Here is a 23,164-nt window from a genome sequence, read left to right as displayed (position 1 = left end):
TTGATCAATGCTAGGGTTGATCAATACCTGCTAGGGTTGATCAATACCTATATAGCGGCGTAAGCCTATCGGGGAGTGTGTCTTGAAGTATAACGACTTGCGCGACTTCATCGCGGCGCTGGAAGCGCGCGGTGAACTCAAGCGTATCCAAGCCGAAGTCGATCCTTACCTGGAAATTACCGAAATTTGCGACCGCACGCTGCGTGCCGGTGGCCCGGCACTCTTGTTCGAGAATGTGAAGGGCCACGATATGCCGCTGCTGGGCAATCTTTTCGGTACGCCAAAACGCGTGGCGCTGGGGATGGGGCAGGAGTCGGTCGAAGCACTGCGCGAAGTGGGTAAGCTGCTGGCCTTTCTGAAAGAGCCGGATCCGCCCAAGGGGTTGAAAGACGCCTGGGACAAGCTGCCCATCTTTAAGCAAGTGCTCAGCATGGGGCCTAAAACCGTTAAGCGGGCCCCGGTGCAGGAAGTCGTTTTTGAAGGTGACGAGGTTGATCTTGACCGCCTGCCTATCCAGCACTGCTGGCCGGGCGATGCGGCGCCTTTGGTGACATGGCCGCTGGTCATTACCCGAGGCCCGTATAAAAAGCGCCAGAACCTGGGTATCTACCGACAGCAAAAGATCGGTAAGAACCGCTTGATCATGCGCTGGCTCTCGCACCGCGGCGGGGCGCTGGATTTCCAGGAGTTTCAACAAGCGCATCCCGGCGAGCCTTTCCCGGTTGCCGTGGCGCTGGGTGCCGACCCGGCCACCATCCTGGCTGCTGTGACCCCCGTCCCCGACTCACTCTCTGAGTATGCGTTTGCCGGGCTTTTACGAGGTTCGCGTACCGAGCTCGTTAAATGCGGTCATTCTGACCTTGAGGTGCCCGCCTCAAGCGAGATCATTCTGGAAGGGGTTATCTACCCCGATGATATGGCGCCCGAAGGCCCCTATGGTGACCACACCGGTTATTACAACGAGGTGGATCATTTCCCGGTCTTTACCGTCACGCGCATGACCATGCGTCGCGATGCTATCTATCACTCGACCTATACCGGGCGGCCGCCGGATGAGCCTGCCGTTCTCGGGTTAGCGCTCAACGAAGTGTTTGTGCCGATACTCTGCAAGCAGTTTCCTGAAATCGTCGACTTCTATCTGCCGCCGGAAGGGTGCTCGTATCGGATGGCGGTCGTCACCATGAAAAAGCAGTACCCCGGCCACGCCAAGCGCGTGATGATGGGCGTCTGGAGCTTCTTGCGTCAGTTCATGTACACCAAGTTTGTGATCGTGCTGGATGACGATGTCGATGCGCGCAACTGGGAAGACGTGATCTGGGCGATCACGACACGCATGGACCCGGCGCGCGATACCGTGATGGTGGAAAACACGCCCATTGATTACCTGGATTTTGCCTCGCCCGTGTCAGGCCTGGGCTCCAAGATGGGCCTGGATGCGACCAATAAATGGCCGGGCGAAACAGACCGTGAGTGGGGTACGCCCATCGTGATGGACGAGACGGTCAAAAACCGCGTTGACGAGCGGTGGGAAGAGCTGGGAATCGGTATTCCTTTACCTGCTCCGCGGCATGGCGGTTAATACAGCGGTGAAGTTTAACGGCGCACGCTAATCGATTTTTTACCAAGAGGTTTTCATGAGCGTAAGGACGTTAACCTGCCAGGTAACGGCCGTTGAGGATTTAAATCCTGACGTATTTGGCGTAACGCTGGAAGGCCGCGCAGAAGCAATGCAGCATGCCCCCGGCCAGTATTTAGAGCTACAGCTGGATGACACGACCTGGGTGCCGTTTTCGATTGCCAGTGCCGAGCAGGGGGATGGCGTGATTGAGCTGCATATTCAGCACTGGCCTGAGCGCGATAACTCGGTGCGGTTGCGTAATCTTCTGCAAGTGGCCAACCAACTGACCCTGCGCTTGCCGGGCGGTGAGTGTGTGGTTGACCCGCAAAGCCAGCGCCCGCTGATGCTGATTGCCGCAGGCACCGGGTTTGCGCAGATGAAAGCCATTGTTGAAGCCACGCTGCGCGATCAGCCCGAGCGGCCGATTTCCCTGTGGTGGGCCGCCCGCGAACACCGCGATCTCTACGCTGAAAATCTGGCGTCTGAGTGGGCCCAACGTTACCCCCAGGTCACCTTTCAGGCCGTGACTGAATTCCCGCTGACCGAACCACTGGCAAGCGGTGAGCGAATTCATCATCACCAGGGGCGGATCGATCTGGTCCTGGAAAAAGCGGCGCTTACGTTTAGCGATTATGATATTTACCTCTCGGGCTCGCCTGGCATGGTGTACGCCTGCCTGGATATTCTGGAAGCCAAAGGGGTGATCCGCGAGCGTGTCTTCTCAGATGTATTTGCCTACGCGCCGCGCCCGTAATTGAACAAGGCTAAAGCCTGCCTACGTTTGCCAAATACATTGTTTTACGATGAACAGTTGCCATTTGCCAAGTGTAAGGGCAGGATAAAGTCATAGATTTTTAAAATGATTGATTTTAAAAATCTACATTTTTGAAGAATCAGCGGTTATTAAATCACATTTTGCAGAGCCTATAGGCTTGCCAATGATCAGGAAAAATATGCACATATACGCGTCTTCTCACACTGCTAACAGCCTGCCTATCGTGGCGGCTGGCGTGTGCATGAGCGTTGTTGCCTATTTTGGATATTGGTTTAGCCACGGTGTGCCCGCGGCCGACGGTTAACGTCGCGCTACCAGGCACACCGACTAGGTTGCCTGCCGAATATTTAAGCCCCGGTTGGTAACCCAACCGGGGCTTTTTGCGTTTAACGGCTTTCGCCATAGCAATGTCATTAAGGAGCTGCACCATGATGTATCGCGCATATAACGTCACTATCGCTACCGGCTATGTGGGCTATGGCTATGGCTGGCGATTTAGCGACGCGCGGTCGGTGCAAGCTGCCACCTCCGACCGTGCTTGCCTGGGTGGCAATGTCAAACGATGTCATGCGCTACCGGAGAAACCTTTATGAATGCCCCAGCAAGCCCAGCCCTTAGCCTTAAATGTAATATCACGCCTGTGGCTGTCAGCACGTCCAGCACGGAAAAGCTGCTTCCCACACCGGCTGAGCTGCGCCAAAGCGTGGCGGTAGACGCCCTCTTAAGCCAGCAGGTGTCCCAGCAGCGTCAAGCGGTTCAAAACATCCTGAGTGGCCAGGATGACCGGCTTTTAGTCGTGGTGGGGCCGTGCTCCATCCATGACCCTGACGCAGCCCTTGAGTACGCCGACCGTCTTGCTGCGCTAAGTGAGCAGGTAAGCGAACAGCTTTTACCCGTGATGCGGGTCTACGTTGAAAAACCCCGTACCACCGTGGGCTGGAAGGGGCTCGCCTATGACCCGGATTTAGACGGCAGCGGCGATATTGCCAAGGGCATCACGCTCTCCCGTGAACTGATGCATGCCGTTGCCGCCCGTGGTCTGCCGGTCGCAACCGAGCTGCTTCAGCCCATGCTCGCGCCTTACCTGGATGATCTTTTAAGCTGGGTGGCGATTGGGGCGCGGACCACCGAATCACAGCTGCACCGTGAGCTTGCGAGCGACCTGGCCGCCGCAGTGGGGTTTAAAAACGCGACCAGCGGTGATGTGCAGGTTGCGATCGACGCCATGCAGGCAGCGGCCCATGGTCACCAGCGCTTTGCTCAAGACCGCAATGGGCGCCCCATCATGCAGCAAACGGCCGGTAACCCGCATACGCACGTGGTGCTTCGCGGTGGGCATGGCGAGCCTAACTACCAGACAGCGCATGTTCAGGCAGCTATCAAGGCACTGCATGAGGCCGGCCAGAACCCGCGGTTAATGGTTGATTGCAGCCACGCCAATGCGTGTAAAGATCACCGCCGCCAAAGTGAGGTAATGCTGGATGTGCTCGCCCAGCGGCAGGCCGGTAACGCCAATCTGGTTGCCCTGATGCTGGAAAGTCACCTGTTTGAAGGCAAGCAGCCCCTGCAGCCGAATGCCCTGCGCTATGGCGTTTCAGTGACCGATGCCTGTGTTAGTTGGGAGGCAACCGAGCGGTTACTAAAAACAGCCGCCGAGCGATTAAGCTAACGTTTGACCGCTAGGCTTGTTTGCGTTGGCCAGCCCCGTATCATAGAGCGTTCCATTAGATTGCGAGGTTGGTCATGGTTTTTACCCTCGAGCAGCATGATACACACAGCTATCGCCGCAAGGCGCGCATGATCAGTTTTGCAATGGCGGGCCAGCTGCTTATTTTTGGAATGCTGTTCTCCATGCTGCTGACATCCACCTTCGGCAACAGCCTCTGGCTATACGCGCTGGGTATTTTTCTAGGGCTTCTGGCGACCAGTGCACTATTTGCGGTACTGCGCGAGCGGCCGTGGATGACCGAGATGCGCTACGTCTGGCAGTTAAAGCAGCACCTGTCGCAAATTAGCGGTTATTTACCCACGCTGCGGCGCGCGGTCGATGACGATAACAAAGCGGCACTGAATATTTTAACTTTTTACCACCAGGGCGTTACGCAACTCGCTGAGTTAAATGGCCGGTCGCCTTCTCAAGATACTGTCTGGGTGGCAGAAGCCAACCACATAAAAGCCAAGCGGGAAGCGTTGGGGCTATCGCCCAGGGTGGATACCTTCGATTCGCAGGATCTACACGCTTTCAAGCGAAGCTGAACTACACAATAAATCACGCGTGCAGGGAGCATTCGTCAATGACATTGGTTTCCAATCCACTACGGTTAATCACCGTTAGCGCTCTGTTGGTCGCGCTAGGGGGCTGTGCCTCAACGGCCGCTCCGGTCGGCGAGCCTGGCAAAATGACCGTGAACAGCAGCGCGCCGCTGCTGCCCTCGGTGCTTTTTTCTGGAACGGCCGAGCGCTTTCAAGGTTGGCACTGCCAGCCGGCTAATCAGCATTTAGTTACCGCAACGAATACCCATGATCTACGGCTTTGGTCGCTGCATGGTGCCTGGCGACTGCCGCAAGCCGTGGTAGCCAGCGGAGCGCGCTATCAAGACGGCAGTATCAGCTTCTGGAACCGTGGTGATAAGGCCATGGTAGAAACGCCGCGTGGTCAGCTGCAGTGCACGTTGAGTGAAGAGCGAGCGGCCATTACTCGGGCGGAAAAACCAGGCGTTATGTTCTGGGGGCAGGGCAACGAGCCGGGCTGGACGGTGGCGTTAGCGCACGACGCACCGACGCTAACCATGCAGCTCAACTACGGGGAAGAGCAAATTGAGCTTCCGTATATGATGAGCGTAATGGATAACGAAGCGGGCCGGGTGGTGCTTGAAAATGCCCGCGTTGAGCCGTTCTTTCGCCTACGTATCGAAGCCGCCGCCTGTTTTGACGACATGAGCGGCAAGCCTTTTCCTGCCCGCGTAACGCTTACCTATGCCGGCGAGCAATATAGCGGCTGTGGTCAGGGTATTGCCCCTTAACTGTCCTTTAACTTAGCGGTTAGCAGCGGTAGAGAAAGCGCTCGGCGCGCCAGTGGGAGGCGACAAAATCGCTCGCGCATAGCGCTGAAACATTGCCCGAAGTGCGTGCAGCAAGCCGAGATAGCGTGGCAAGGCTTAACCCGTTAGTCGCCACCACGCCTTCGCTGCTTGCCACCGGTATCCAGCGATCATCCTCAAGGGTGGCAAGCGTAAAGCTAAACGGATGAAATCCCGGAAAGCCTAGCCGGATGTCGGTAGCGAGCAGCGTTTCCTGGCCTTCAATCCAGCGAACGTCATAGCGTAAAAAAGGGCCGGTAAACCACATTAACCGCTGGCCTAGCGGGCCGGAAAGCGCCGGCTCTTCCAGCGCCGCATTTCGCCATAAGGGTTCTAGCTGGGGCAGGCGAGGCGCATCGAAGATACTGATAAGACTCTCATAATAGCGGTCGTCATCAATCACCGTGGCCCGCCATAGCACAATGTTAAACGGCGTCGGCTGAACCAATAAAGGGGCCTGCGTTAAGCCCTGTTCAGCAAGGGCCGGGGCCAGACGCTGCTCCACACTCCACTTGGCGCCGGCTGCCAGGGCTAGATACACGCACGATACGGCAAGGCCCAGGCCACAGTATTTGCGCACCTGCTGGGATACCAGCGCCGTTCCCAGGCCTATCAAAAGAGCCAGAGTATAAATCGGGTCAATAATAAAGATGATCGGCCATGCTACCGGCGGTGTATCCAGTGGCCAAAAAAGCTGCGTGCCGTAAGTCGTCAGCGCATCCAGCAGCGGGTGGGTCACCAAGCATAGCGTAAAAAAGCACCACCAACGGCGTAGGGAAATATCCCGGGCAGGCGCAAAGCGTATACACAGCAGGGCAAGCAGCGTGGCAAGGCCCGTGAGCACCAGTAACGAATGCGAAAAGCCGCGGTGCTCGGTCACATTGGCGATAGCATCGCCATAATCCAGCGCCACATCCAGATCGGGTAGCGTGCCCAGCAGTGCCCCAACCAGCACGGCTTTACGCCCCAGGTGGCGGCCGAGTACCGCTCCACCTACGGCGGCGCCTAGCGCAGCCTGTGTGATTGAATCCACTGGTTTCTCCTTCTAGCGATACCCGTTAATATGGTTTGCAGTTATTTATTGTACAGAGTTATTGGGTTGATTGCTGGGTGTCACATTTTTGTCAAGAGATTCTGCGTTTATACTGCTTGAGAAACGCTGCCTATGGCGTTAGCAGGCTGGCTGCGCAATCATCATATCTGCGTTATGCAGCAACGAGTACACTGGACCGTTATCACGAAAGGAGTTAAAGCATGCAATATTTACACACCATGGTGCGTGTTAAAGATTTAGACGCCTCACTTCGGTTTTACTGTGATCTGCTGGGCCTTAAAGAAGTGCGTCGTAAAGAGAACGAAAAAGGCCGCTTCACGCTGGTATTCCTTGCCGCCCCAGAAGATGAAGAGCGTTCAGCGCAGTTAACCGCGCCTGAGCTTGAGCTGACCTATAACTGGGACCCGGAAGAGTACACGGGCGGGCGCAACTTTGGTCACCTGGCTTACCGTGTGGATGACATTTACGCACTCTGCCAGAAATTTCAGGATAACGGCGTCACCGTAAACCGCCCGCCGCGCGACGGCCATATGGCGTTTGTAAAATCACCTGACGGTATCTCCATCGAGCTTTTGCAAAAAGGCGACGCTCTCACACCTCAAGAGCCCTGGGCCTCCATGGAAAACAGCGGCAGTTGGTAAGGGAATAGAACATGCTCATGAAAAAACACCGCGCCCGAGTCTGCCTGCTGCCGTTTCTAGCCCTGACCGCTGTATTGCTCAGCGCATGCAGCAGCACGCCGGACGAACCACAGCTCAACGACACGCCGCGCCACACAGGCTTGTCAGGCCCGATAGTGGACCAGCGCTGGAATCTGCTGCTGGTAGGTACCGATGAGCGGCTATCGTTTGCAGAAACGCCGTTTTTTACGATCTCGAAGGATGGGAAAGTGGCAGGCTCTGACGGCTGCAACCGCTTTACCGGCAACGTAAGCCTTGGCGAGAGCCATCGCATCGACTTTGAAGGGCTTGCCACTACACGCATGGCCTGTCCGAATATGGCGGATGCCAAGCGGGTAACAGACATGCTGGATACTGCTTACCGCTACCTGATCGATCACGACCGCTTGGTCTTTTTTGGTCCGGACAGTCGCGTACTGGGTGGCTGGCGCGAAGGTAAATAAAGCCTCTCAATCCTTTATTGGGCCTGCCGATATTCGATGGTCAACGCCAGCGAAATGTCGGCAGGCCCATGTTTATACGCTGACCGTCTGTAAAGGTGAAATACTGCTCCGCTTTCCAATAAATGTCTGTAAGTTATTGAATATTATGGCTGATCGGTGTTTGAGTTACTCTTCGCCTTGTCTGCTGCTCGCCATCTGTTGAGCGTTTAACAGGCGCCATTGGTGTGTAGCAATATCGATTAATGCCTCAATCTCGCGTGTTACTCCTGTACAAGTGGATGGCGAGTGTCCAACGTATCCCAATACCTCATATTTGTCTTTTAACACATGATAGTTGAGCGGCGAGCTGAAAAACTCCGCAGTGGAGCATATTCGCCTGTGCGCCTCAGGCATGTTTTCAAATGGAAAGGCGTAAACCAGATGCAGCTCATCGGTTGGCAAGCGCTGATAGATAACGACCGGGCTGCTTTTCTCTACTAGCATGTAATAAAGCGTTTTAGCTAATTGCTCATAAAGTTCGGCGTGGCTGGAAGCTGATAAGAGCAAAAAACTTTGGCTGTGCTGACCAACTAAACGTCGATTGTGTAAGTAAAATATTTTACTCATGGTGGGCCTCCAGCGGCACCAAGTCTCGCTATATCCAACCCCGCGAAGCTGACATTGTGATGCGAAATTTTAAATTGAATTATCGATTCAATCAAAAAGTGAACTGCTATTCAGCTGGTGTTGAATAATCAATTCACATTGGAGGCATGAATGAAAAAATTATGTTTGCGAAGCGTTTAAAATTAGCGATGGAATCAGCTGGTTATGATATCCGTCCGTCAACGCTTGAAAGGGAATTCAATTTACGTTATTGGGGAAAACCTATCACTTTTCAGGCAGTAAGAAGATGGCTGCGTGGCGATTCGGTTCCCAGTCAAGATAAGCTACAGCTATTGGCAAAGTGGCTATGCATTGACCCCCATTATTTACGTTACGGGGAAGGTAGTATCCGTAATGTTACGAAACCTATTATTGCCTTTGAAGCATCGTCTAATAATGAAGAGCATCAGATATTATCGCTTTACCGCAGTTTGCCCATTGACCAGCGTAAAGTTTTACGCAAGGTATTAGAAACGTTTGCCAAGGCATATTCATTCGATAAGATTGATGATATATAAAGCAACTCTTTTAAAATATGTAAATTGTTTGGCGCCGCTAATCTGGAAATAACCCTCATGCCCGCGTAAGCGGGCATGAGGGTTTTTGTATTGCGTCTAAGTCACTTAGCTTAAGAATGGCGCTGTAGCTTATGTAAAGCGTTATCGAAAAAAGCAGCCATGCGCTCAATCAGGCGAGTAATGTGTATATTGCATAAAACCCAGGGAAGCACGACCAGCGCGATGGCCAGTGCACCAAAGTAGACATCGCTGACCCAATGGCCACCCACCATAATTCGCGGCAAAGTAACAAACACGGCAATTGCCACGGCTAATGAGGCAATCAAGCGGTCGGCGAAGCGCAGCATAAAGCTTGCAAACACCATGGCCAGCAGACCGTGATCACTGGGGAAGCTGTTGGCTGCGGTAGCCTTGGCATTCAGGTAAGTGTAATCGGTGAGTAGATTAGCCCCATCATGCACGATTGTCGGGCTGGGACGCGCCATCAACAGGTGTACATGCAAAAGCTCGCCAAGTAACGCGCCCACCGCTGACATGATCAGACCAATCGCCAGCCACTTCGGCCAGCTGCCGTTGCGGTCTCGCAGCATGGCAAAAAACAGCATTACCAACAGCACTCCAAACATGATCTTGTCGAAGGCGTGGGTATTGAACAGGGCCAGCACTTCTGTCCAGCGCGGGTACACCGGGCTGATAAACTGGTTGAAGAAGAAAAACACATCGTCATCAAGCTTGGTCCATAACAGAACCGAGGGTAGCCACCAGCTCAGGATCAGAGCGAGTCCCAATAGGTTATAAAATAGAATTCGGCGAATTTGCATAGTACGGCACTCACTGGATGATTTTTACATTGATAAGTGCCAGTTTAATTAATTAGCCTGTTAATTAACAGTGTTTCATAACTAGTGGATGATTTGAGCAGCGTGGCTCTCCGGCTCATGTGATCGACATCACGGCCATGCATAAAAAACGCCCGGCCTCCGTAAGGAGCCGGGCGCTTAATGCCGTATATGGCTAGGCCTGTGGCCTACAGCGCTTCAATCTTAACCTTCTGCTCTTGAAGCAGCTTTTTAGCTGCAGCGCAGTTGGCATCAAGCATTGTTAACGCTCGGAAATATCTTCTCCAATCTTGACCGGCTTACCGTCTTTCCAAATAACCGCATAATGGCCTAACCGCTTTTTACGATCCATTTCCTTATGCACGGCCTGTTTCATTGCTTCAAGAGCTTGCTGGGCAAAGGGAGAAGGAGTGCTTTGCTCGGTATTCACGATGTGGCTACCTCCAGAATATTTTGGTAATACTCATGATGAATAATCTGTCGCGTTTGACCTTGCTGTTCGAATATTGGTTCTGGCTCCATACCGCTATTCATAAAACACAGGCATTCATCGACAGCGTAGCTATAGCGCATGAGTAAATTTGAGAGGCTACGAGGAAAGCGCCGTTCTATATCCCTTTTGGGAATGTTATGCCCACCGTGTGAAACCCGCTCAGCAACCCGCAGGCGAGACATCTCAGCACTGGGTAGCGCTAAATAAAACAGCACCACTCGCCACCCACTGCTACGCAGCTGGTCAATTTTTTGAAGATACGTGATGCCTGAAAGCGTGGTTTCGAAGGCAAAGTCATCTTCTGCTTTAACACACTCATTAATTTCTTTCAAAAATAAGCGGCTCGCGGCCATTAGCTCTTTTTCTGGAGCAAACGGCGATAGACCCGCAGCAATAAGGTCAGCATTGACGAAACGAGAGCCGGTGGCGACCTGAGGCAGATACTCAAAGGCAAACGTTGTTTTACCCGCACCGTTTGGACCTGCAATAATCCAGCAAGTTGGCATATGCAAACTCCAAATACAGTCGACACCGTTCGGTGCCGACTGTTATATCAGTGACTAATCAGTCTACAGCGCTTCAATCTTAACCTTCTGCTCTTGAAGCAGCTTTTTAGCAGCCTGGAACTCGGCAAGCTTCCCGCGCTCTTTTTCGATCACGGCGGCTGGTGCCTTGGCGGTGAAGCCTTCATTGGAAAGCTTCTTCTCGATGCCGCCGATCAGCTTGTCCTGCTTGTCGATCTCTTTATTCAAGCGGGCAAGCTCGGTGTCTTTGTCGATCAGGTCGGCCATCGGCACCAGCACTTCCATATCGCCGACCAGCTGCGTTGCTGAAAGCGGAGCATCGTTGGGGTTTTCAAGCCAGGTGACGCTTTCAAGCTTGGCAAGCTTGGCCAGGAAGTGACGGTTGCTTTCCAGGCGCTTGGCGTCTTCCGGCTGTCCCTTGGTCAGCAGTGCATCCAGCGGCTTGCCGGGGGCGATATTCATCTCAGCACGAATGTTACGCACGGCGATGATCACGCCTTTTAGCCACTCGATATCCCGGGTAGCCTGCTCATCGATTTTGCTATGATCAGCTTCGGGCCAGGCCTGCAGCATCAGCGAGGCGTTGTCACCCATAAAGATCCCAGCAAGCGGTGAAACGCGCTGCCAAATTTCTTCTGAGATATAGGGCATCATCGGATGGGCCAGCCGCAGTGTGGTTTCCAGTACCCGCACCAGGGTGCGCCGAGTACCGCGCTTGGCTTCGGCAGACGCATTTTCGTCCCATAGCACCGGCTTGGAAAGCTCCAGATACCAGTCGCAGTACTCGTTCCAGACGAATTCATACAGCGCTTGAGAGGCATGGTCGAAGCGGTACTCGTCCATTGCCTTGGTCACTTGGGCTTCAACTTTCTGCAGCTGAGAAATAATCCAGCGATCCGCCAGGGAAAGCTCTACTTCACTGCCATCGCTGCCGCAGTCTTCACCTTCAGCATTCATCAGCACGTAGCGCGAGGCGTTCCACAGCTTGTTGCAGAAGTTGCGATAGCCATCCAGACGATTCATATCAAACTTGATATCGCGCCCGGTAGTGGCCTGGGAAAGGAAGGTAAAGCGCAGCGCATCGGTGCCGTGGGCTTCGATACCGTCTTTAAATTCGTCCTTGGTCGCTTTGGCAATCGCCTTGGCCTGTTTCGGCTGCATCATATTGCCGGTGCGCTTTTCAAGCAGCGCGTCCAGCGTAATGCCGTCGATAAGGTCGATCGGGTCGAGTACGTTGCCCTTGGATTTGGACATCTTCTGGCCCTGGCCGTCGCGCACCAGGCCGTGGACATACACGGTCTTGAAGGGCACTTGGCCAGTGAACTTCAGAGTCATCATAATCATCCGGGCAACCCAGAAGAAGATAATGTCAAAGCCCGTTACAAGAACGCTGGTGGGGTGGAAGGTTTCAAGCTCCGGGGTTTTTTCCGGCCAGCCAAGCGTACCAAACGTCCACAGGCCCGAGCTGAACCAGGTATCCAGAACGTCTTCGTCCTGAGTTAGTACCAGATCGGCATCCAGACCGTGCTTCTCACGCGCTTCGGCTTCGCTACGTGCAACGTAGACGTTACCTTCGGCGTCATACCAGGCAGGAATGCGGTGACCCCACCACAGCTGGCGAGAAATACACCAGTCCTGCAGGTCGCGCATCCAGGCAAAGTACATATTTTCGTAGTTTTTAGGTACGAACTGGATCTCGCAATCCTCAACCGCTTTAATGGCCGGTTTGGCCAGCGACTCAACGGCCACAAACCACTGATCGGTTAACAGCGGCTCGATCACATCACCCGAGCGGTCGCCATAGGGCAGGGTGTTATTAACGGCTTCCACCTGCTCCAGTAGGCCAAGCGCATCCATATCGGCCACGATCTGCTTACGCGCCTCAAAACGATCAAGACCTGCATACTTGGCGGGCAGGCTGGCGTCTTCTTCAGGCTGCGGCTGGCCTTTGAGGTTGAAGATTTCCGCCTGCTCAAGAATCGTGGCATCTTTTGAGAAGACGCTAATCAGCAGGTGGTTTTGGCGTTTGCCGACCTCGTAGTCGTTGAAATCATGCGCTGGGGTGATTTTTACACAGCCCGAGCCTTTTTCCATTACCGCGTGCTCGTCGGCCACGATAGGAATACGCCGACCTACCAGCGGTAGTTCAATAAACTTGCCGACCAGCGAGGCATAACGCGCATCTTCCGGGTTGACCGCGACGCCGGTATCACCCAATAGGGTTTCCGGGCGGGTGGTGGCTACGATCAGATAGTCTTTGCCATCGTCGGTTTTAACCCCGTCGGCCAGCGGATAGCGGAAGTGCCAGAAGCTGCCCTGCTGCTCCTTGTTTTCCACTTCCAGATCGGAAATTGCCGTGTGCAGGGTCGGGTCCCAGTTGACCAGCCGTTTGCCGCGATAGATCAGCTTTTCTTCGTGCAGACGCACGAAGACTTCCTGAACGGCTTTGTAGAAGCCGTCGTCCATGGTGAAGCGCTCGCGGCTCCAGTCGACACTCGCGCCCATGCGGCGCAGCTGGCGGGTAATGTGTCCGCCCGACTCTTCCTTCCATTCCCAGACTTTATCGATAAACGCTTCGCGGCCCAGATCGTGGCGAGTCTTGCCCTCTTCGGCAGCGAGTTTGCGCTCAACCAGCATTTGCGTGGCGATACCCGCATGGTCGGTGCCTACCTGCCATAGCGTGTTATTGCCCTGCATACGCTTCCAGCGCGTCAGGGTGTCCATAATGGTGTCCTGGAACGCGTGGCCCATGTGCAGACTGCCGGTCACGTTGGGCGGCGGAATCATAATTGAGAACGGCTTACCGTGGCCCGTCGGGGCGAAGCGGTTGTCGGCTTCCCAGCGTTCGTACCAGCGGGTTTCAATCTGTTCGGGTTGGTAGGTCTTTTCCATGGGGAGTCGGCTCACAACGTGCAAAAAAATGGTGACAAGTATAGCGCGATAAGGGGCAGAGCGTCAGGCCTTTGCCGAGGGGAGATTTAACCCACGCATCGCGATTAAACCCAACACAGGGCCTGGCAATAGCCACCAGATAACCGCCACGCTCTGGCTTGCCCAAAGTGTGGTTACCAAGGCAATTGAAGGAATGGTCAAACCAAAGCCGATAGCGTTCATCATGGCCAAGGCTGCACCCAGCCGCTCGGCGGGCGCATGGTCCGATGCCAGCGCCGAAAACTGCGCTGAATCGGCTATCACGCTAACGCCCCAAATGCCCAGCAGCGCCAGAAGGAGCCAAGGAGAAAGGCTGCCCAATAGAGGGTAAACCAGGCAAAGTACGCCCGAGGTTAATAGCGCCAAAGACGCAACGTGGGCGCTGCCTGCTTTCCGGCTCCACCGGCCAGCCCACACGCAGCCAGGCAGGCCAAGGGCAATAATGGCAAAGCTTAGCCACGGCTGAAGGCTTGCTGACGCACTGAGCCGCTCAAGCTCACGGCTAACCAAAAAGGGCACCAGCGCCCAGAACGCATAAAGCTCCCAGCAATGACCGAAATAACCCAGGGCGGCTTTACGAAACTGGCGCTGCTTGAAGGCGTTAAGCCCAGCCCACGGGCGGCCGGTACTCGCCTTGGCCGGCAGGTGGGGGCCAACGCCCAAACGGAAAATCATATACGCGGCCACCAGCGCCAAAAGAGATGCCAGCAGCAGCGGCCACTGCCAGGGAAGATGCAGCGTTAAACCGCGCAGTAAGTGAGGAGAGGCGATGCCCAGCGTTAACATGCCGACCAGCCAGCCCAGAGCCGCGCCCGCATGCGAAGGCGTCCAACTCACCACCAGCTTCATGCCCAACGGGTAGATGCCTGCCAGGCATAGGCCGGTGGCAAAGCGTGCCACTGCCGCCAGCGTTATGCTGTCGGCAACGCCAATAAACGCTGCGTTGATAAGTGCACCGAGCACCGCTGACAGCGCAAACAGATGACTTGCTCGCATGCGGTCGGCAAGGCCGGTAATGGCGATTAACAGCGTGCCGGTGATAAACCCGGCCTGCACCGCGATGGTCAGTAAGCCAAGATCACCTTCACTAAGACCCACTGCCTCCTGCAATGCCAAACCAACGCCATTAACACTGAACCACAGCGAGGTGCCAAACAGCTGGGCGAGGACGATAACTGCCAGTGGATAGCGGGTTAGCCATGAGGAGGTCAGCATTAGTGCTCTCGTGCGTTGAGTTATTGTTGAGTATCCAAAGAGAACTACGCCTGTTCGCTCGATAAGCGAGCTCGAGCGCTTTCAATAGATTGATGCAGTTTGGCCTGCAAGGCCTCGCGGGATGGTAGGACGGTCAGATATTCCGCCACGTGAATGCCGCTGTTATCCAGCTCCAGCAGTTCAATCTGTTCCTGTTGCTTACCGGCACAGAGAATTATTCCTAGCGGCGGATTTTCATCGTCTTCTTGCTCATGTTTAGCTAGCCAGCGCAGATAAAGCTCCATCTGGCCTTTAAATTCAGCCTTGAAACGCCCCAGTTTAAGATCGATCGCTACCAGCCGCTTAAGCTTGCGGTTGTAAAACAGCAAATCAATGTAGAAATCCTCGTCATCAATCTGAATGCGCTTTTGGCGCGCCACAAACGTAAACCCTGCACCCAACTCCAGCAGAAATTGCTCAATCTCGCGAAGGATAGCGTCTTCCAGATCTCGCTCCAGGTAACGATCATTTAAGCCGAGAAAATCCAGCACATAAGGATCTTTCAACAGTAGCTGTGGTGAGGGCTGACCAGCGTTACGCAGATTTTGTAACTCATGATGAATGGTTTCATCTGGCTTGCGGGAAATAGCGGTTCGCTCAAATAACATTGACTGGATGCGCTGCTGTAACTGACGAGACGACCAGCCTTCAAGCTGAGATAGCTCGATATAAAAATCGCGCTTGAGCGAATCGTCGAGATAAATCAGGCTTTTTATATGGGTCCAGCTTAACTGTCTCCGCAGTGCGGAGACTTTCTCCTCTTCAGGAAATGTCTCGGCGAAGCGGATCATATGGCGTAGATTCTTTGCCGAAAATCCTCGGCCGTACTCACTCGTTAATTGTCTCCCCAGTGAAGAGACAATTTGCTCACCATAACCGGCCCGCTCTTGCCTCAGAACTTCCCGATGAATGCGGTCGCCTAATTGCCAATAGAGAAGCGTTAATTCAGCATTGACGGCAATTGCTGCCTGCTCCCTTGCTACGTCGATTAATTGGCGTAGCTCAGGCAGGAGTGTTGAATCCTGAGTTGAAGGCTGGTTCATATCGTTTGGTCCTTTCGATCAACAAGACCTGAATTATGCTCTTCGGGGTTTGATTGGGCGCTTCGCTGATTGCTCTGGCCATTACCCAAGCTTATGCGGCACCACTTCATGCCCAAGCTCTTTATAACGCTGCCAGCAGGCGCGCTTGGCGACCAGAACGTGTTGATGCTGATTGATAATTTCGGCGATGCGCGCATAGCGTTCAACGCCGTCAGGAATATCGGGATGCAGATTGAGGAGCGCGGTTTCTTCTTTGGGCGTGGGCAGTGTCTGCCAACCCAGCGTTATCGGCACGCTGGCCGCCATCTCGCTGTCTTCAAGCGCGTGGGGCAGGTAGGCGTCCTCACGAAAATTCCACAGGGCTGCGTCCGCCTGTTCGGCAAGGGCCTTGTCTTCGCAGTGAAGGTGCAGGCGGTAGCCTTTGCGCCAAATGGTTTCGGCCAGCTTGCAGGCGAATGCCAAGCGCGCTTCTAAAGTGGTATCAGGGAGAATATAAAAATCGATGCGCGCCATAGCGGCTCCAGCGTTTGCCAAGCTCTCTGAAAAGGCTTTAAAAGCGCTTCAAAGCCATTCCAAATGAATGTCATCACCGCCGCCATTGCTGGCGGCGGCGGGGGAGACATTACACCAGTTGGGTAAGCCAGCCGTGTTTGTCTTCACTGCGGCCGTACTGGATATCCAGAAGCGTCTTGCGAATGCGCATGGCGACGTCGTTACCACCGTCGCCGTTCAGGCGAATGCGCTCGTTTTCCGTGACCAGCTCGCCTACCGGCGTGATGACCGCGGCGGTGCCACAGGCGAACACTTCGGTGATCTCGCCGGAAGCCGCGCCGTCACGCCACTCATCAATACTGATCGGGCGCTCTTCCGGGGTCAGACCCATGTCTTTGGCAAGGGTGAGCACCGAGTTGCGGGTCACGCCTTCCAGAATGGTATCCGTCAGGCGCGGGGTGACCAGGCGGCCATCCTTGAACACGAAAAACAGGTTCATGCCACCCAGTTCCTCGATCCACTTGCTTTCCGCAGCGTCCAGAAACACTACCTGACCACAGCCGTGAGATTCGGCTTCCTTCTGGGCGGCCAGTGATGCCGCGTAGTTGCCGCCACACTTGGCAAAGCCGGTGCCGCCTGCAGCTGCCCGCTTGTAGTGGGAAGAGAGCCAGATGGACACCGGGCTGATGCCGCCCTTGAAGTAGGACGCCGCCGGGGATGCGATTACGTAGTAGTCCACTTCGTGAGCCGGGCGCACGCCCAGAAAGGCTTCCGAGGCGATCATGAACGGGCGAAGATACAGGCTGCACTCGTCAGCATCGCTTTGCGGCGTGGGTACCCAGCTATGGTCCTGGGCCAGCAGCGCCTTGATCGAACCGATGAAATCCTCATCCGCTAGCTCAGGCAAGGCTAAACGGCGGGCGCTGCGGCGGAAACGCTCGGCGTTTTTCTCAGGGCGGAAGGTCCAGACCGAACCGTCGGCATGACGATAGGCTTTGATGCCTTCAAAAATTTCCTGACCGTAATGCAGCACGGAGGCGGCCGGGTCGAGCGTTAGCGGGCCGTAAGGGCGCACCTGGTGGCCGTGCCAATCGGCATCAACCGTCCAGCGGACATTGACCATATGGTCGGTGAAGTACTTGCCAAACCCTGGGTTGGTCAGGATGTTGTCACGGATACTATCGGCCGTCGGCTGATTGGACGGCAGGATTTCAAAACGAGTCGTAGAACTAGTGGGCACGGCGTGTTTTCTCCGCTAGAGCCAGGCCCCGAAGGGCGAATAAGCGTGTCGTTAGAAGTAGCGCATGCCATAAACGGTAGGGCACACGCTCATGCTTCCAGATTTAACGGTTGTGGCACTCAAAGGCAACCATTGAGCGCGCAATCGTGCGATTAGTTGGCGCTGGTTTCGACCTGGGCGTCGGCTTCACGGTCCAGCAGGTACTGGGAAAGCAGGCCCACCGGGCGCCCGGTCGCGCCTTTCTGTTTGCCTGAATGCCAAGCCGTACCGGCGATATCCAGATGAGCCCAGGGGAAGTGATCGGCAAAACGCGACAAAAAGCACGCCGCGGTAATCGTACCCGCCGGGCGCCCGCCGATATTGGCCAAGTCGGCAAAGTTGGATTCCAGCTGCTCCTGGTACTCATCCCATAAGGGCAGGTGCCAGGCGCGGTCCCAGGCAGCTTCGCCGGCTTCCAGCAAATCGAGCGCCAGGTCGTCATCATTGGACAGCAGGCCGGTCGCGTGATGGCCCAGCCCCACAATGACAGCACCAGTAAGCGTGGCAATATCCACAACGCTTGCCGGCTTGAAGCGCTCGGCATACGTCAGCGCGTCGCAAAGTACCAGGCGGCCTTCGGCATCGGTATTGAGTACTTCAACCGTCAGGCCTTTAAGCGTTTTGATGATATCGCCGGGCTTGGTGGCCAGGCCGTCCGGCATGTTCTCGGCGGCAGCGACGATAAACACCAGGTTGAGCTTGGGCTTGATGGCGAGCATCGTCTTGACGGTGCCAAATACGCTGGCGGCGCCGCACATGTCGAATTTCATTTCGTCCATGCCTTCGCCAGGTTTCAGCGAAATGCCGCCGGTATCGAAAGTGATACCTTTGCCTACCAGAACGTGAGGCGCTTCTTCGCGCTCCGCCGCGCCGTTGTACTTCATGACGATCAGACGAGTAGGTTCGTTACTGCCTCGACCGACCGAGAGCAAAGAGCCTGCGCCCAGCGCTTCCAGTGCGTCCTCATCGAGAATCTCGACGTCCAGCGCGCCGTTGGAGGTCCGGCCCAATTCCTCTGCCTGCTCGGCAAGGTAGCGCGGCGTGCACACATTGCCCGGCAGGTTGCCCAGCGTGCGCGTGTAGTTGATGCCCTGGCCGATAGCGGCGCCAATGCGCGCCCCTTGGCTGGCAAGCTCAGCGTCACCCGCTTCGATCACCATCAGCGTTAATGCCTTAAGGCTCGCTAAAGGTGCGGGCTGCGACTTAAACTGATCGAAGCGATAGACGGCGCGCTCAGCCGCTTCCAGTACCTTGCGGGCTTTCCAGTTGCTGTCACGGGTTTCAAGCGGCACATCGTCAAATGCGATGCTGGCTTCATCCACCGGCAGTTTGGTAAGCGCTGCCATGGCGGCATCCAGCGCTTTTAAAAACGCCGCTTCCTGGCACTTTTCGCGCTCGCCGAGGCCTACTAACAATAGCCGCTCTGCGCCAAGACCCGGTGCAAACGGAATCATCTGCACGTTGCCAAGCGCTGGATCAAAGTCGCCGCGCTCAAGCAACTGGCCGATTAAACGCTCGCTGGCATCATCTAATCTGGCGGCCGTGGGTAGTAAGTCGCTACCTTTAAAAATGGGGATGACGAGACAAGCCGTTTCGGCTTTAGCCGGATTGGCGGTCTGAACGGAAAATTCCATGACGTCTCCAACAAGACAAGCATCGAGGGATTCGGGATAATGCCCCGTACTGAGTGTTCGTTTAGTGTACCCAAGCCATGGGCGCATTGCATGGCATCCTGCACGATTAGCCGGAGAGGGCGTTGATTTTATTTCGGTACTTAACTCGCGAAGTGTTACTCACCATGTCCGCGGTGGCCGGTATTCTATTGCTGGTCATTATGGGCAGCCGTTTTATTCGCTACTTTTCAGATGCAGCGGAGGGTGATTTTCCGGTCACCATTCTGGGCAGCCTGATGATGTTTCATCTGCCCGGCTTTATGGAGCTGGTGCTCCCACTGGCGTTTTTCCTGGGTATTCTGCTGGCCTATGGGCAGCTCTATATGAACAGCGAAATTACCGTCATGGTGGCCTGCGGCATGAGCCCGCTGCGTCTTTTACGGGTCACGCTATTGCCTGCCTCCATCGTCGCGGTATTGGTCGCTCTCTGTAGCCTGTGGCTAACCCCGGCCGGCGCACTGCAAACAGCAGCCACGCTAGAAGAACAGCGCAGCCGGCTGGATGTCTCGGTGCTGGCCCCTGGGCGCTTTCAGGATTTTGGCGGTGGTCGTACGGCGTATATCACTGATTTCAGTAGTGACGGTACTGAAATGCAGGAAGTCCTGGTGCACGAACTGCCTGGGCCCGAAAACCCGCATAGCTTTATAACGCGGGCGGGGTCGGGGTATCAGGAAACCCGAGTTGAAACGGGCAGTCGCTTTTTGGTGCTGGAAGATGGCGAGCGCTATGGCGTGGCCCCCGGTCAGATGGATGCGCAGCGACTTACCTTTGAACGCTATACGATGCGCCTGGGATTAAGCCGTAGCCGCCAAGAGCTGGATTCGCTTGAGTTCGCAACTACCGCAGCGCTTTGGCACGACCCCAGTCCGCGTGCTCAGGCGCAGTTTCAGTGGCGTGCAGGGCTGCCGTTCATGGTGTTTATATTGGCCTTGCTTGCCCAGCCGCTTTCCCGCGTAAACCCTCGCCAGGGTCGGTTTGCCAAGTTGCTGCCCGCGGTGTTTTTGTATGTCGGCTATTTAAGTTTGCTGCTCGCGGCGGTGGATGCCATCGGGAGCGGCACATTAACGCCGCTAATCGGCGTTTGGCCGGTACATTTACTGTTTTTAGGCCTGGGATTACTGCTTTTATGGCGCTCTCAGCGTAAGGGGATGCGTTAATGCTGAATGTGCTGATAGTTGCGGATCGTTTAGATCGGTATATCGCCCGCAACGTACTGGGGGCGATCATCGTTGTCCAGTTCGTGCTGTTGGGGCTGGATATCACGCTTGCCTACATTGGTGACCTGCGCCACGTACAAGGCAATTACACCGCACTGGACGTGTTCTTTTATTTACTCATGCGTACACCGTGGCGTTTTTATCAGTATGCCCCGGTGGCGGTGCTGATCGGCGCGCTGATTGGTTTGGGCAGCATGGCGTCCAGCAATGAGCTTACCGTTATGCGCGCCTCTGGGCGTTCGCTGGCGCGTATTGTCTGGGGCGTAATGAAACCGGTGCTGTTGGTGGTGGTTGTGGTACTGCTGATCGCCGAGTTCGTAAGCCCGCGCACCGAGCAGTTTGCCGAAGCGTGGCAGCTTGAACAGCGCCAGGGCGAAAGCGCCCAGCCCGCCAGTCGCAGCGGCTGGCAGTTTGAAGGTGATAGCGTTTACCGGTTCGGGGCGATTCGCGCCGACGAAGTGGTGCTCGATTTAACCCGCTACCGCTTCGATGAGCGGCGATTGATTGAAGCCACGCATGCCGCACGCGCGCATTGGGAGGAGGGCGCCTGGCGGCTTGAAAATGTGACTACCACGCGTATTTACGATGATTATACCGAGTCTGAAAGCCAGGCCAGCGCCTTCTGGGAAACGCATATTACTCCTGTACAGCTCGAGCGCCTGCTGCGTGATATCGAGAGCCAGGCACCCAGTGAGCTATGGGCCTATGCGCGCTATCTGCAGGCGCAGGGGCTAATCGCGGATCAGCCGCTGCTGTACTTCTGGCAAAAGATGCTTATGCCGCTCACCATGGGCTCGCTGGTCCTGATTGCCGCCTCGTTTGTATTTGGCCCGCTGCGTACCGTGGCGGCGGGCACGCGGGTATTTTATGGTGTGGTCACCGGGCTTGCGTTTAAATATATCCAGGATCTGCTGGCCCCTGCATCCACGATTTTCGGATTTTCACCGGTATGGGCGGTACTGGTGCCGACCCTGGCCTGTGCCGCCGTGGGGATTTATTTCCTGCGCCGCAATGGTTAGCGCAGTTTTAAGGGCGAGCGTAAGTTTCAATGACTAACGTAGTGTCAGCCGGGGTGGGCCGCCGGCTGGGCGCCATGGCGTATGATGGTGTATTAGTGCTAGCCCTCTGGCTGCTTATTACGATTATCCATCTAGCGTTTTTCCGGCTGATACTCAGTCAACCCGTGGAAGCCGTCGGGGCTTCTGCTTTGGCCGTCTGGAGCCTGCGCGGTTTACTGCTTCTCTCTACCACTGGTTTCTTCTGTTTTTTTTGGCAGTGCGCCGGTATGACCTTGGGCATGCAGGCGTGGCGTCTGCGTGTGCAAACCATTGATGGCCAAACTATTACTCTTAGGCAGAGCCTTATACGCTGTGGGATCGCTTGGCTCTCTTTGGCGCTATTTGGCCTGGGCTATTGGTGGGTTCTTTTGGATAGTCGTCAACGCAGCTGGCCAGATATAGCCTCCCAGACGCGCACTGTTTTCGTGCCTGATCACTAAAAAATGGGCACTTAAACACTAATATTTTTTATTAGAACTTATGCAACTAATTACTAAGCAATTGTGTTGATTTAGGTTTTTTTGAGTGAAAGACAATCACTACTAAAAGGCATAGTTTTTTACTTGATAAAATGTATGCGAATCATTTACATTCATCTCATGTTATTTATGAGGTGTCGCCATGTACGTTTGCGTGTGCAAGGGAGTAACCGATCATCAGATTCGTCAGCAGGTGAGCGATGGAGCGCGCAGCTGGCGAGAAGTGCGTGAAGCCACCGGCTGTGCCACCCAGTGTGGCAAGTGCGCCTGCTATGCCAAATCGCTTACCAAAGAAGCGCTTTATGAAGCACGTATGGAAGCCGATATGAGTCTCGCTTACGCCGTGTGACGCGAATCACTCTTGTTAGGGTTATCGTTAGCAAATAACTGATTTATTTGAATTTTTCTTCATCTTCTCTATACTCTCAGAAAACTGGGAGTATGCCTTTGCATGGCCTATACTCCTTCATTAACGTAACTGCTTGATTGGTTAGATTAACTATCAGCATTACAGCGAGAAAGGTGACGTCATGAAAGGTGATCCCCAGGTAATCCAGCATTTAAACAAAGCATTGGGCAACGAGCTTATTGCCATTAATCAGTACTTTTTGCATGCCAAAATGTATAAGGATTGGGGGCTTAAGGCACTGGCTAAGTGGGAATACGACGAGTCCATTGAAGAAATGCAGCACGCTGACAAGCTGATTGAACGCATTTTGTTCCTGGAAGGCATTCCTAATCTTCAGGATCTGGGCAAGCTACATATCGGTGAAAACGTCAAGGAGATGCTCGAAAGCGATCTTAGAATCGAGCACGACGGCCGCAACGACTACATCGAAGCCATCACCTACTGTGAAAGCGTTAAAGACTACGTATCACGTGATTTGCTGCGCGACCTGCTCGCCGATGAAGAAGATCATATTGATCATATCGAAACCGAGCTGAAGCTGATTGATCAGGTTGGCATCCAGAACTACATGCTGCGCCAAATGCAGCTGGCGGGCGACCACGAGTAAGCCACGCTAAAGACGTGAAAAGACAACACCTCCGACACGATGTCGGGGGTGTT

General features: G+C 54.8%; 25 protein-coding genes. 14 read left to right on the top strand and 11 right to left on the bottom strand.

Annotated features, from left to right (window positions below; translation table 11 throughout):
* Positions 1 to 82: 82 nt before the first annotated feature.
* The 6 genes from ubiD (at position 83) to ACT3XD_RS05680 (ending at position 5,416) form a co-directional block, all read left to right on the top strand.
* Positions 83 to 1,579 (top strand): 4-hydroxy-3-polyprenylbenzoate decarboxylase, encoded by a 1,497-nt coding sequence (gene ubiD / locus ACT3XD_RS05705; RefSeq protein ID WP_192538078.1) that lies wholly within the window; start codon positions 83 to 85, stop codon positions 1,577 to 1,579.
* Between the two features lie 55 nt (positions 1,580 to 1,634).
* Positions 1,635 to 2,372 (top strand): NAD(P)H-flavin reductase, encoded by a 738-nt coding sequence (locus ACT3XD_RS05700; protein WP_018918239.1) that lies wholly within the window; start codon positions 1,635 to 1,637, stop codon positions 2,370 to 2,372.
* A gap of 449 nt (positions 2,373 to 2,821) precedes the next feature.
* Positions 2,822 to 2,986: a hypothetical protein gene (locus tag ACT3XD_RS05695; RefSeq protein ID WP_192538077.1), complete on the top strand. Its 165-nt coding sequence runs from the start codon at positions 2,822 to 2,824 to the stop codon at positions 2,984 to 2,986.
* Positions 2,983 to 4,062 (top strand): 3-deoxy-7-phosphoheptulonate synthase, encoded by a 1,080-nt coding sequence (locus ACT3XD_RS05690; protein ID WP_225736150.1) that lies wholly within the window; start codon positions 2,983 to 2,985, stop codon positions 4,060 to 4,062. Before ACT3XD_RS05695 ends, ACT3XD_RS05690 begins: the two co-directional genes overlap by 4 nt.
* Before the next feature lie 74 nt (positions 4,063 to 4,136).
* Entirely contained in the window at positions 4,137 to 4,649 is a 513-nt protein-coding gene (locus tag ACT3XD_RS05685; RefSeq protein WP_192538076.1) for a DUF3087 family protein, read from the top strand.
* 38 nt (positions 4,650 to 4,687) lie between these two features.
* A complete protein-coding gene (locus ACT3XD_RS05680; RefSeq protein WP_192538075.1) occupies positions 4,688 to 5,416 on the top strand; it encodes an MliC family protein in 729 nt (242 codons plus the stop codon).
* 19 nt (positions 5,417 to 5,435) lie between these two features.
* Here ACT3XD_RS05680 and ACT3XD_RS05675 read toward each other — a convergent pair whose 3' ends face one another.
* On the bottom strand, positions 5,436 to 6,506 hold the full coding sequence (locus ACT3XD_RS05675) for a metal-dependent hydrolase (RefSeq protein ID WP_192538074.1): 1,071 nt from the start codon (positions 6,504 to 6,506) through the stop codon (positions 5,436 to 5,438).
* A 221-nt stretch (positions 6,507 to 6,727) separates the two neighbouring features.
* On the opposite strand from ACT3XD_RS05675, the gene gloA reads away from it, so the two are divergent.
* Both gloA and ACT3XD_RS05665 read left to right on the top strand, forming a co-directional pair.
* Positions 6,728 to 7,168 carry a lactoylglutathione lyase gene (gloA, locus tag ACT3XD_RS05670; RefSeq protein WP_192538073.1) on the top strand — a complete coding sequence of 147 codons (441 nt, stop codon included), beginning with the start codon at positions 6,728 to 6,730 and terminating at the stop codon, positions 7,166 to 7,168.
* Positions 7,169 to 7,179: 11 nt separating this feature from the next.
* Positions 7,180 to 7,650 carry an META domain-containing protein gene (locus ACT3XD_RS05665; RefSeq protein ID WP_192538072.1) on the top strand — a complete coding sequence of 157 codons (471 nt, stop codon included), beginning with the start codon at positions 7,180 to 7,182 and terminating at the stop codon, positions 7,648 to 7,650.
* A 165-nt stretch (positions 7,651 to 7,815) separates the two neighbouring features.
* On the opposite strand, the gene ACT3XD_RS05660 is transcribed toward ACT3XD_RS05665, so the two are convergent.
* Positions 7,816 to 8,256, bottom strand: coding sequence for a hypothetical protein (locus tag ACT3XD_RS05660; RefSeq protein WP_192538071.1), 441 nt, complete (start codon positions 8,254 to 8,256; stop codon positions 7,816 to 7,818).
* A gap of 146 nt (positions 8,257 to 8,402) precedes the next feature.
* Here ACT3XD_RS05660 and ACT3XD_RS05655 point away from each other — a divergent pair, with 146 nt between their 5' ends.
* Entirely contained in the window at positions 8,403 to 8,813 is a 411-nt protein-coding gene (locus ACT3XD_RS05655) for a transcriptional regulator (RefSeq protein WP_192538070.1), read from the top strand.
* 110 nt (positions 8,814 to 8,923) lie between these two features.
* Here ACT3XD_RS05655 and ACT3XD_RS05650 read toward each other — a convergent pair whose 3' ends face one another.
* The 9 genes from ACT3XD_RS05650 to ACT3XD_RS05610 form a co-directional block, all read right to left on the bottom strand.
* Positions 8,924 to 9,634, bottom strand: coding sequence for a phosphatase PAP2 family protein (locus ACT3XD_RS05650; RefSeq protein WP_192538069.1), 711 nt, complete (start codon positions 9,632 to 9,634; stop codon positions 8,924 to 8,926).
* A gap of 280 nt (positions 9,635 to 9,914) precedes the next feature.
* Complete coding sequence (locus tag ACT3XD_RS05645) at positions 9,915 to 10,082, bottom strand: hypothetical protein (protein WP_192538118.1); 168 nt, start codon at positions 10,080 to 10,082, stop codon at positions 9,915 to 9,917.
* Positions 10,079 to 10,651: a zeta toxin family protein gene (locus tag ACT3XD_RS05640; protein WP_192538068.1), complete on the bottom strand. Its 573-nt coding sequence runs from the start codon at positions 10,649 to 10,651 to the stop codon at positions 10,079 to 10,081. Before ACT3XD_RS05640 ends, ACT3XD_RS05645 begins: the two co-directional genes overlap by 4 nt.
* Positions 10,652 to 10,714: 63 nt before the next feature.
* Entirely contained in the window at positions 10,715 to 13,561 is a 2,847-nt protein-coding gene (locus ACT3XD_RS05635; protein ID WP_192538067.1) for a valine--tRNA ligase, read from the bottom strand.
* Positions 13,562 to 13,624: 63 nt separating this feature from the next.
* Positions 13,625 to 14,815, bottom strand: coding sequence for an MFS transporter (locus tag ACT3XD_RS05630; protein ID WP_192538066.1), 1,191 nt, complete (start codon positions 14,813 to 14,815; stop codon positions 13,625 to 13,627).
* Positions 14,816 to 14,859: 44 nt separating this feature from the next.
* A complete protein-coding gene (locus ACT3XD_RS05625; protein ID WP_192538065.1) occupies positions 14,860 to 15,897 on the bottom strand; it encodes a PDDEXK nuclease domain-containing protein in 1,038 nt (345 codons plus the stop codon).
* Between the two features lie 81 nt (positions 15,898 to 15,978).
* Positions 15,979 to 16,410, bottom strand: coding sequence for a DNA polymerase III subunit chi (locus ACT3XD_RS05620; RefSeq protein ID WP_192538064.1), 432 nt, complete (start codon positions 16,408 to 16,410; stop codon positions 15,979 to 15,981).
* 109 nt (positions 16,411 to 16,519) lie between these two features.
* Positions 16,520 to 17,629, bottom strand: a complete 1,110-nt coding sequence (locus tag ACT3XD_RS05615; RefSeq protein WP_192538063.1) for a branched-chain amino acid aminotransferase — start codon at positions 17,627 to 17,629, stop codon at positions 16,520 to 16,522.
* 152 nt (positions 17,630 to 17,781) lie between these two features.
* Positions 17,782 to 19,302, bottom strand: coding sequence for a leucyl aminopeptidase (locus ACT3XD_RS05610; RefSeq protein ID WP_192538062.1), 1,521 nt, complete (start codon positions 19,300 to 19,302; stop codon positions 17,782 to 17,784).
* A gap of 122 nt (positions 19,303 to 19,424) precedes the next feature.
* Here ACT3XD_RS05610 and lptF point away from each other — a divergent pair, with 122 nt between their 5' ends.
* The 5 genes from lptF to bfr all read left to right on the top strand — a co-directional run bounded on the left by lptF (position 19,425) and on the right by bfr (position 23,111).
* Positions 19,425 to 20,498 carry an LPS export ABC transporter permease LptF gene (gene lptF / locus ACT3XD_RS05605; protein ID WP_192538061.1) on the top strand — a complete coding sequence of 358 codons (1,074 nt, stop codon included), beginning with the start codon at positions 19,425 to 19,427 and terminating at the stop codon, positions 20,496 to 20,498.
* The gene (gene lptG / locus ACT3XD_RS05600) at positions 20,498 to 21,577 is read left to right on the top strand and encodes an LPS export ABC transporter permease LptG (protein WP_225736149.1); all 1,080 of its coding nucleotides are present in this window, start codon (positions 20,498 to 20,500) and stop codon (positions 21,575 to 21,577) included. Before lptF ends, lptG begins: the two co-directional genes overlap by 1 nt.
* A gap of 29 nt (positions 21,578 to 21,606) precedes the next feature.
* Entirely contained in the window at positions 21,607 to 22,056 is a 450-nt protein-coding gene (locus ACT3XD_RS05595) for an RDD family protein (protein ID WP_192538060.1), read from the top strand.
* 181 nt (positions 22,057 to 22,237) lie between these two features.
* A complete protein-coding gene (locus ACT3XD_RS05590; protein ID WP_018918215.1) occupies positions 22,238 to 22,444 on the top strand; it encodes a bacterioferritin-associated ferredoxin in 207 nt (68 codons plus the stop codon).
* A gap of 181 nt (positions 22,445 to 22,625) precedes the next feature.
* Positions 22,626 to 23,111 (top strand): bacterioferritin, encoded by a 486-nt coding sequence (gene bfr, locus ACT3XD_RS05585; RefSeq protein ID WP_192538059.1) that lies wholly within the window; start codon positions 22,626 to 22,628, stop codon positions 23,109 to 23,111.
* Positions 23,112 to 23,164 lie beyond the last annotated feature (53 nt).

This window comes from Halomonas sp. AOP7-B1-5, assembly GCF_052353045.1.
GTDB lineage: Bacteria > Pseudomonadota > Gammaproteobacteria > Pseudomonadales > Halomonadaceae > Vreelandella > Vreelandella colorata.
This window is presented reverse-complemented; position numbering and strand designations above follow the sequence as displayed.

Coding starts and splice junctions, on each gene's coding strand:
- ACT3XD_RS05660 (WP_192538071.1), bottom strand. CDS start 8,256: ATGAGTAAAATATTTTACTTACACAATCGACGTTTAGTTGGTCAGCAC.
- gloA (WP_192538073.1), top strand. CDS start 6,728: ATGCAATATTTACACACCATGGTGCGTGTTAAAGATTTAGACGCCTCA.
- ACT3XD_RS05640 (WP_192538068.1), bottom strand. CDS start 10,651: ATGCCAACTTGCTGGATTATTGCAGGTCCAAACGGTGCGGGTAAAACA.
- ACT3XD_RS05625 (WP_192538065.1), bottom strand. CDS start 15,897: ATGAACCAGCCTTCAACTCAGGATTCAACACTCCTGCCTGAGCTACGC.
- ACT3XD_RS05630 (WP_192538066.1), bottom strand. CDS start 14,815: ATGCTGACCTCCTCATGGCTAACCCGCTATCCACTGGCAGTTATCGTC.
- ACT3XD_RS05700 (WP_018918239.1), top strand. CDS start 1,635: ATGAGCGTAAGGACGTTAACCTGCCAGGTAACGGCCGTTGAGGATTTA.
- ACT3XD_RS05690 (WP_225736150.1), top strand. CDS start 2,983: ATGAATGCCCCAGCAAGCCCAGCCCTTAGCCTTAAATGTAATATCACG.
- ACT3XD_RS05680 (WP_192538075.1), top strand. CDS start 4,688: ATGACATTGGTTTCCAATCCACTACGGTTAATCACCGTTAGCGCTCTG.
- ACT3XD_RS05650 (WP_192538069.1), bottom strand. CDS start 9,634: ATGCAAATTCGCCGAATTCTATTTTATAACCTATTGGGACTCGCTCTG.
- ACT3XD_RS05610 (WP_192538062.1), bottom strand. CDS start 19,302: ATGGAATTTTCCGTTCAGACCGCCAATCCGGCTAAAGCCGAAACGGCT.
- lptG (WP_225736149.1), top strand. CDS start 20,498: ATGCTGAATGTGCTGATAGTTGCGGATCGTTTAGATCGGTATATCGCC.
- ACT3XD_RS05620 (WP_192538064.1), bottom strand. CDS start 16,410: ATGGCGCGCATCGATTTTTATATTCTCCCTGATACCACTTTAGAAGCG.
- ACT3XD_RS05595 (WP_192538060.1), top strand. CDS start 21,607: ATGACTAACGTAGTGTCAGCCGGGGTGGGCCGCCGGCTGGGCGCCATG.
- bfr (WP_192538059.1), top strand. CDS start 22,626: ATGAAAGGTGATCCCCAGGTAATCCAGCATTTAAACAAAGCATTGGGC.
- ACT3XD_RS05635 (WP_192538067.1), bottom strand. CDS start 13,561: ATGGAAAAGACCTACCAACCCGAACAGATTGAAACCCGCTGGTACGAA.
- ACT3XD_RS05590 (WP_018918215.1), top strand. CDS start 22,238: ATGTACGTTTGCGTGTGCAAGGGAGTAACCGATCATCAGATTCGTCAG.
- ACT3XD_RS05695 (WP_192538077.1), top strand. CDS start 2,822: ATGATGTATCGCGCATATAACGTCACTATCGCTACCGGCTATGTGGGC.
- ACT3XD_RS05665 (WP_192538072.1), top strand. CDS start 7,180: ATGCTCATGAAAAAACACCGCGCCCGAGTCTGCCTGCTGCCGTTTCTA.
- ACT3XD_RS05655 (WP_192538070.1), top strand. CDS start 8,403: ATGAATGAAAAAATTATGTTTGCGAAGCGTTTAAAATTAGCGATGGAA.
- ACT3XD_RS05685 (WP_192538076.1), top strand. CDS start 4,137: ATGGTTTTTACCCTCGAGCAGCATGATACACACAGCTATCGCCGCAAG.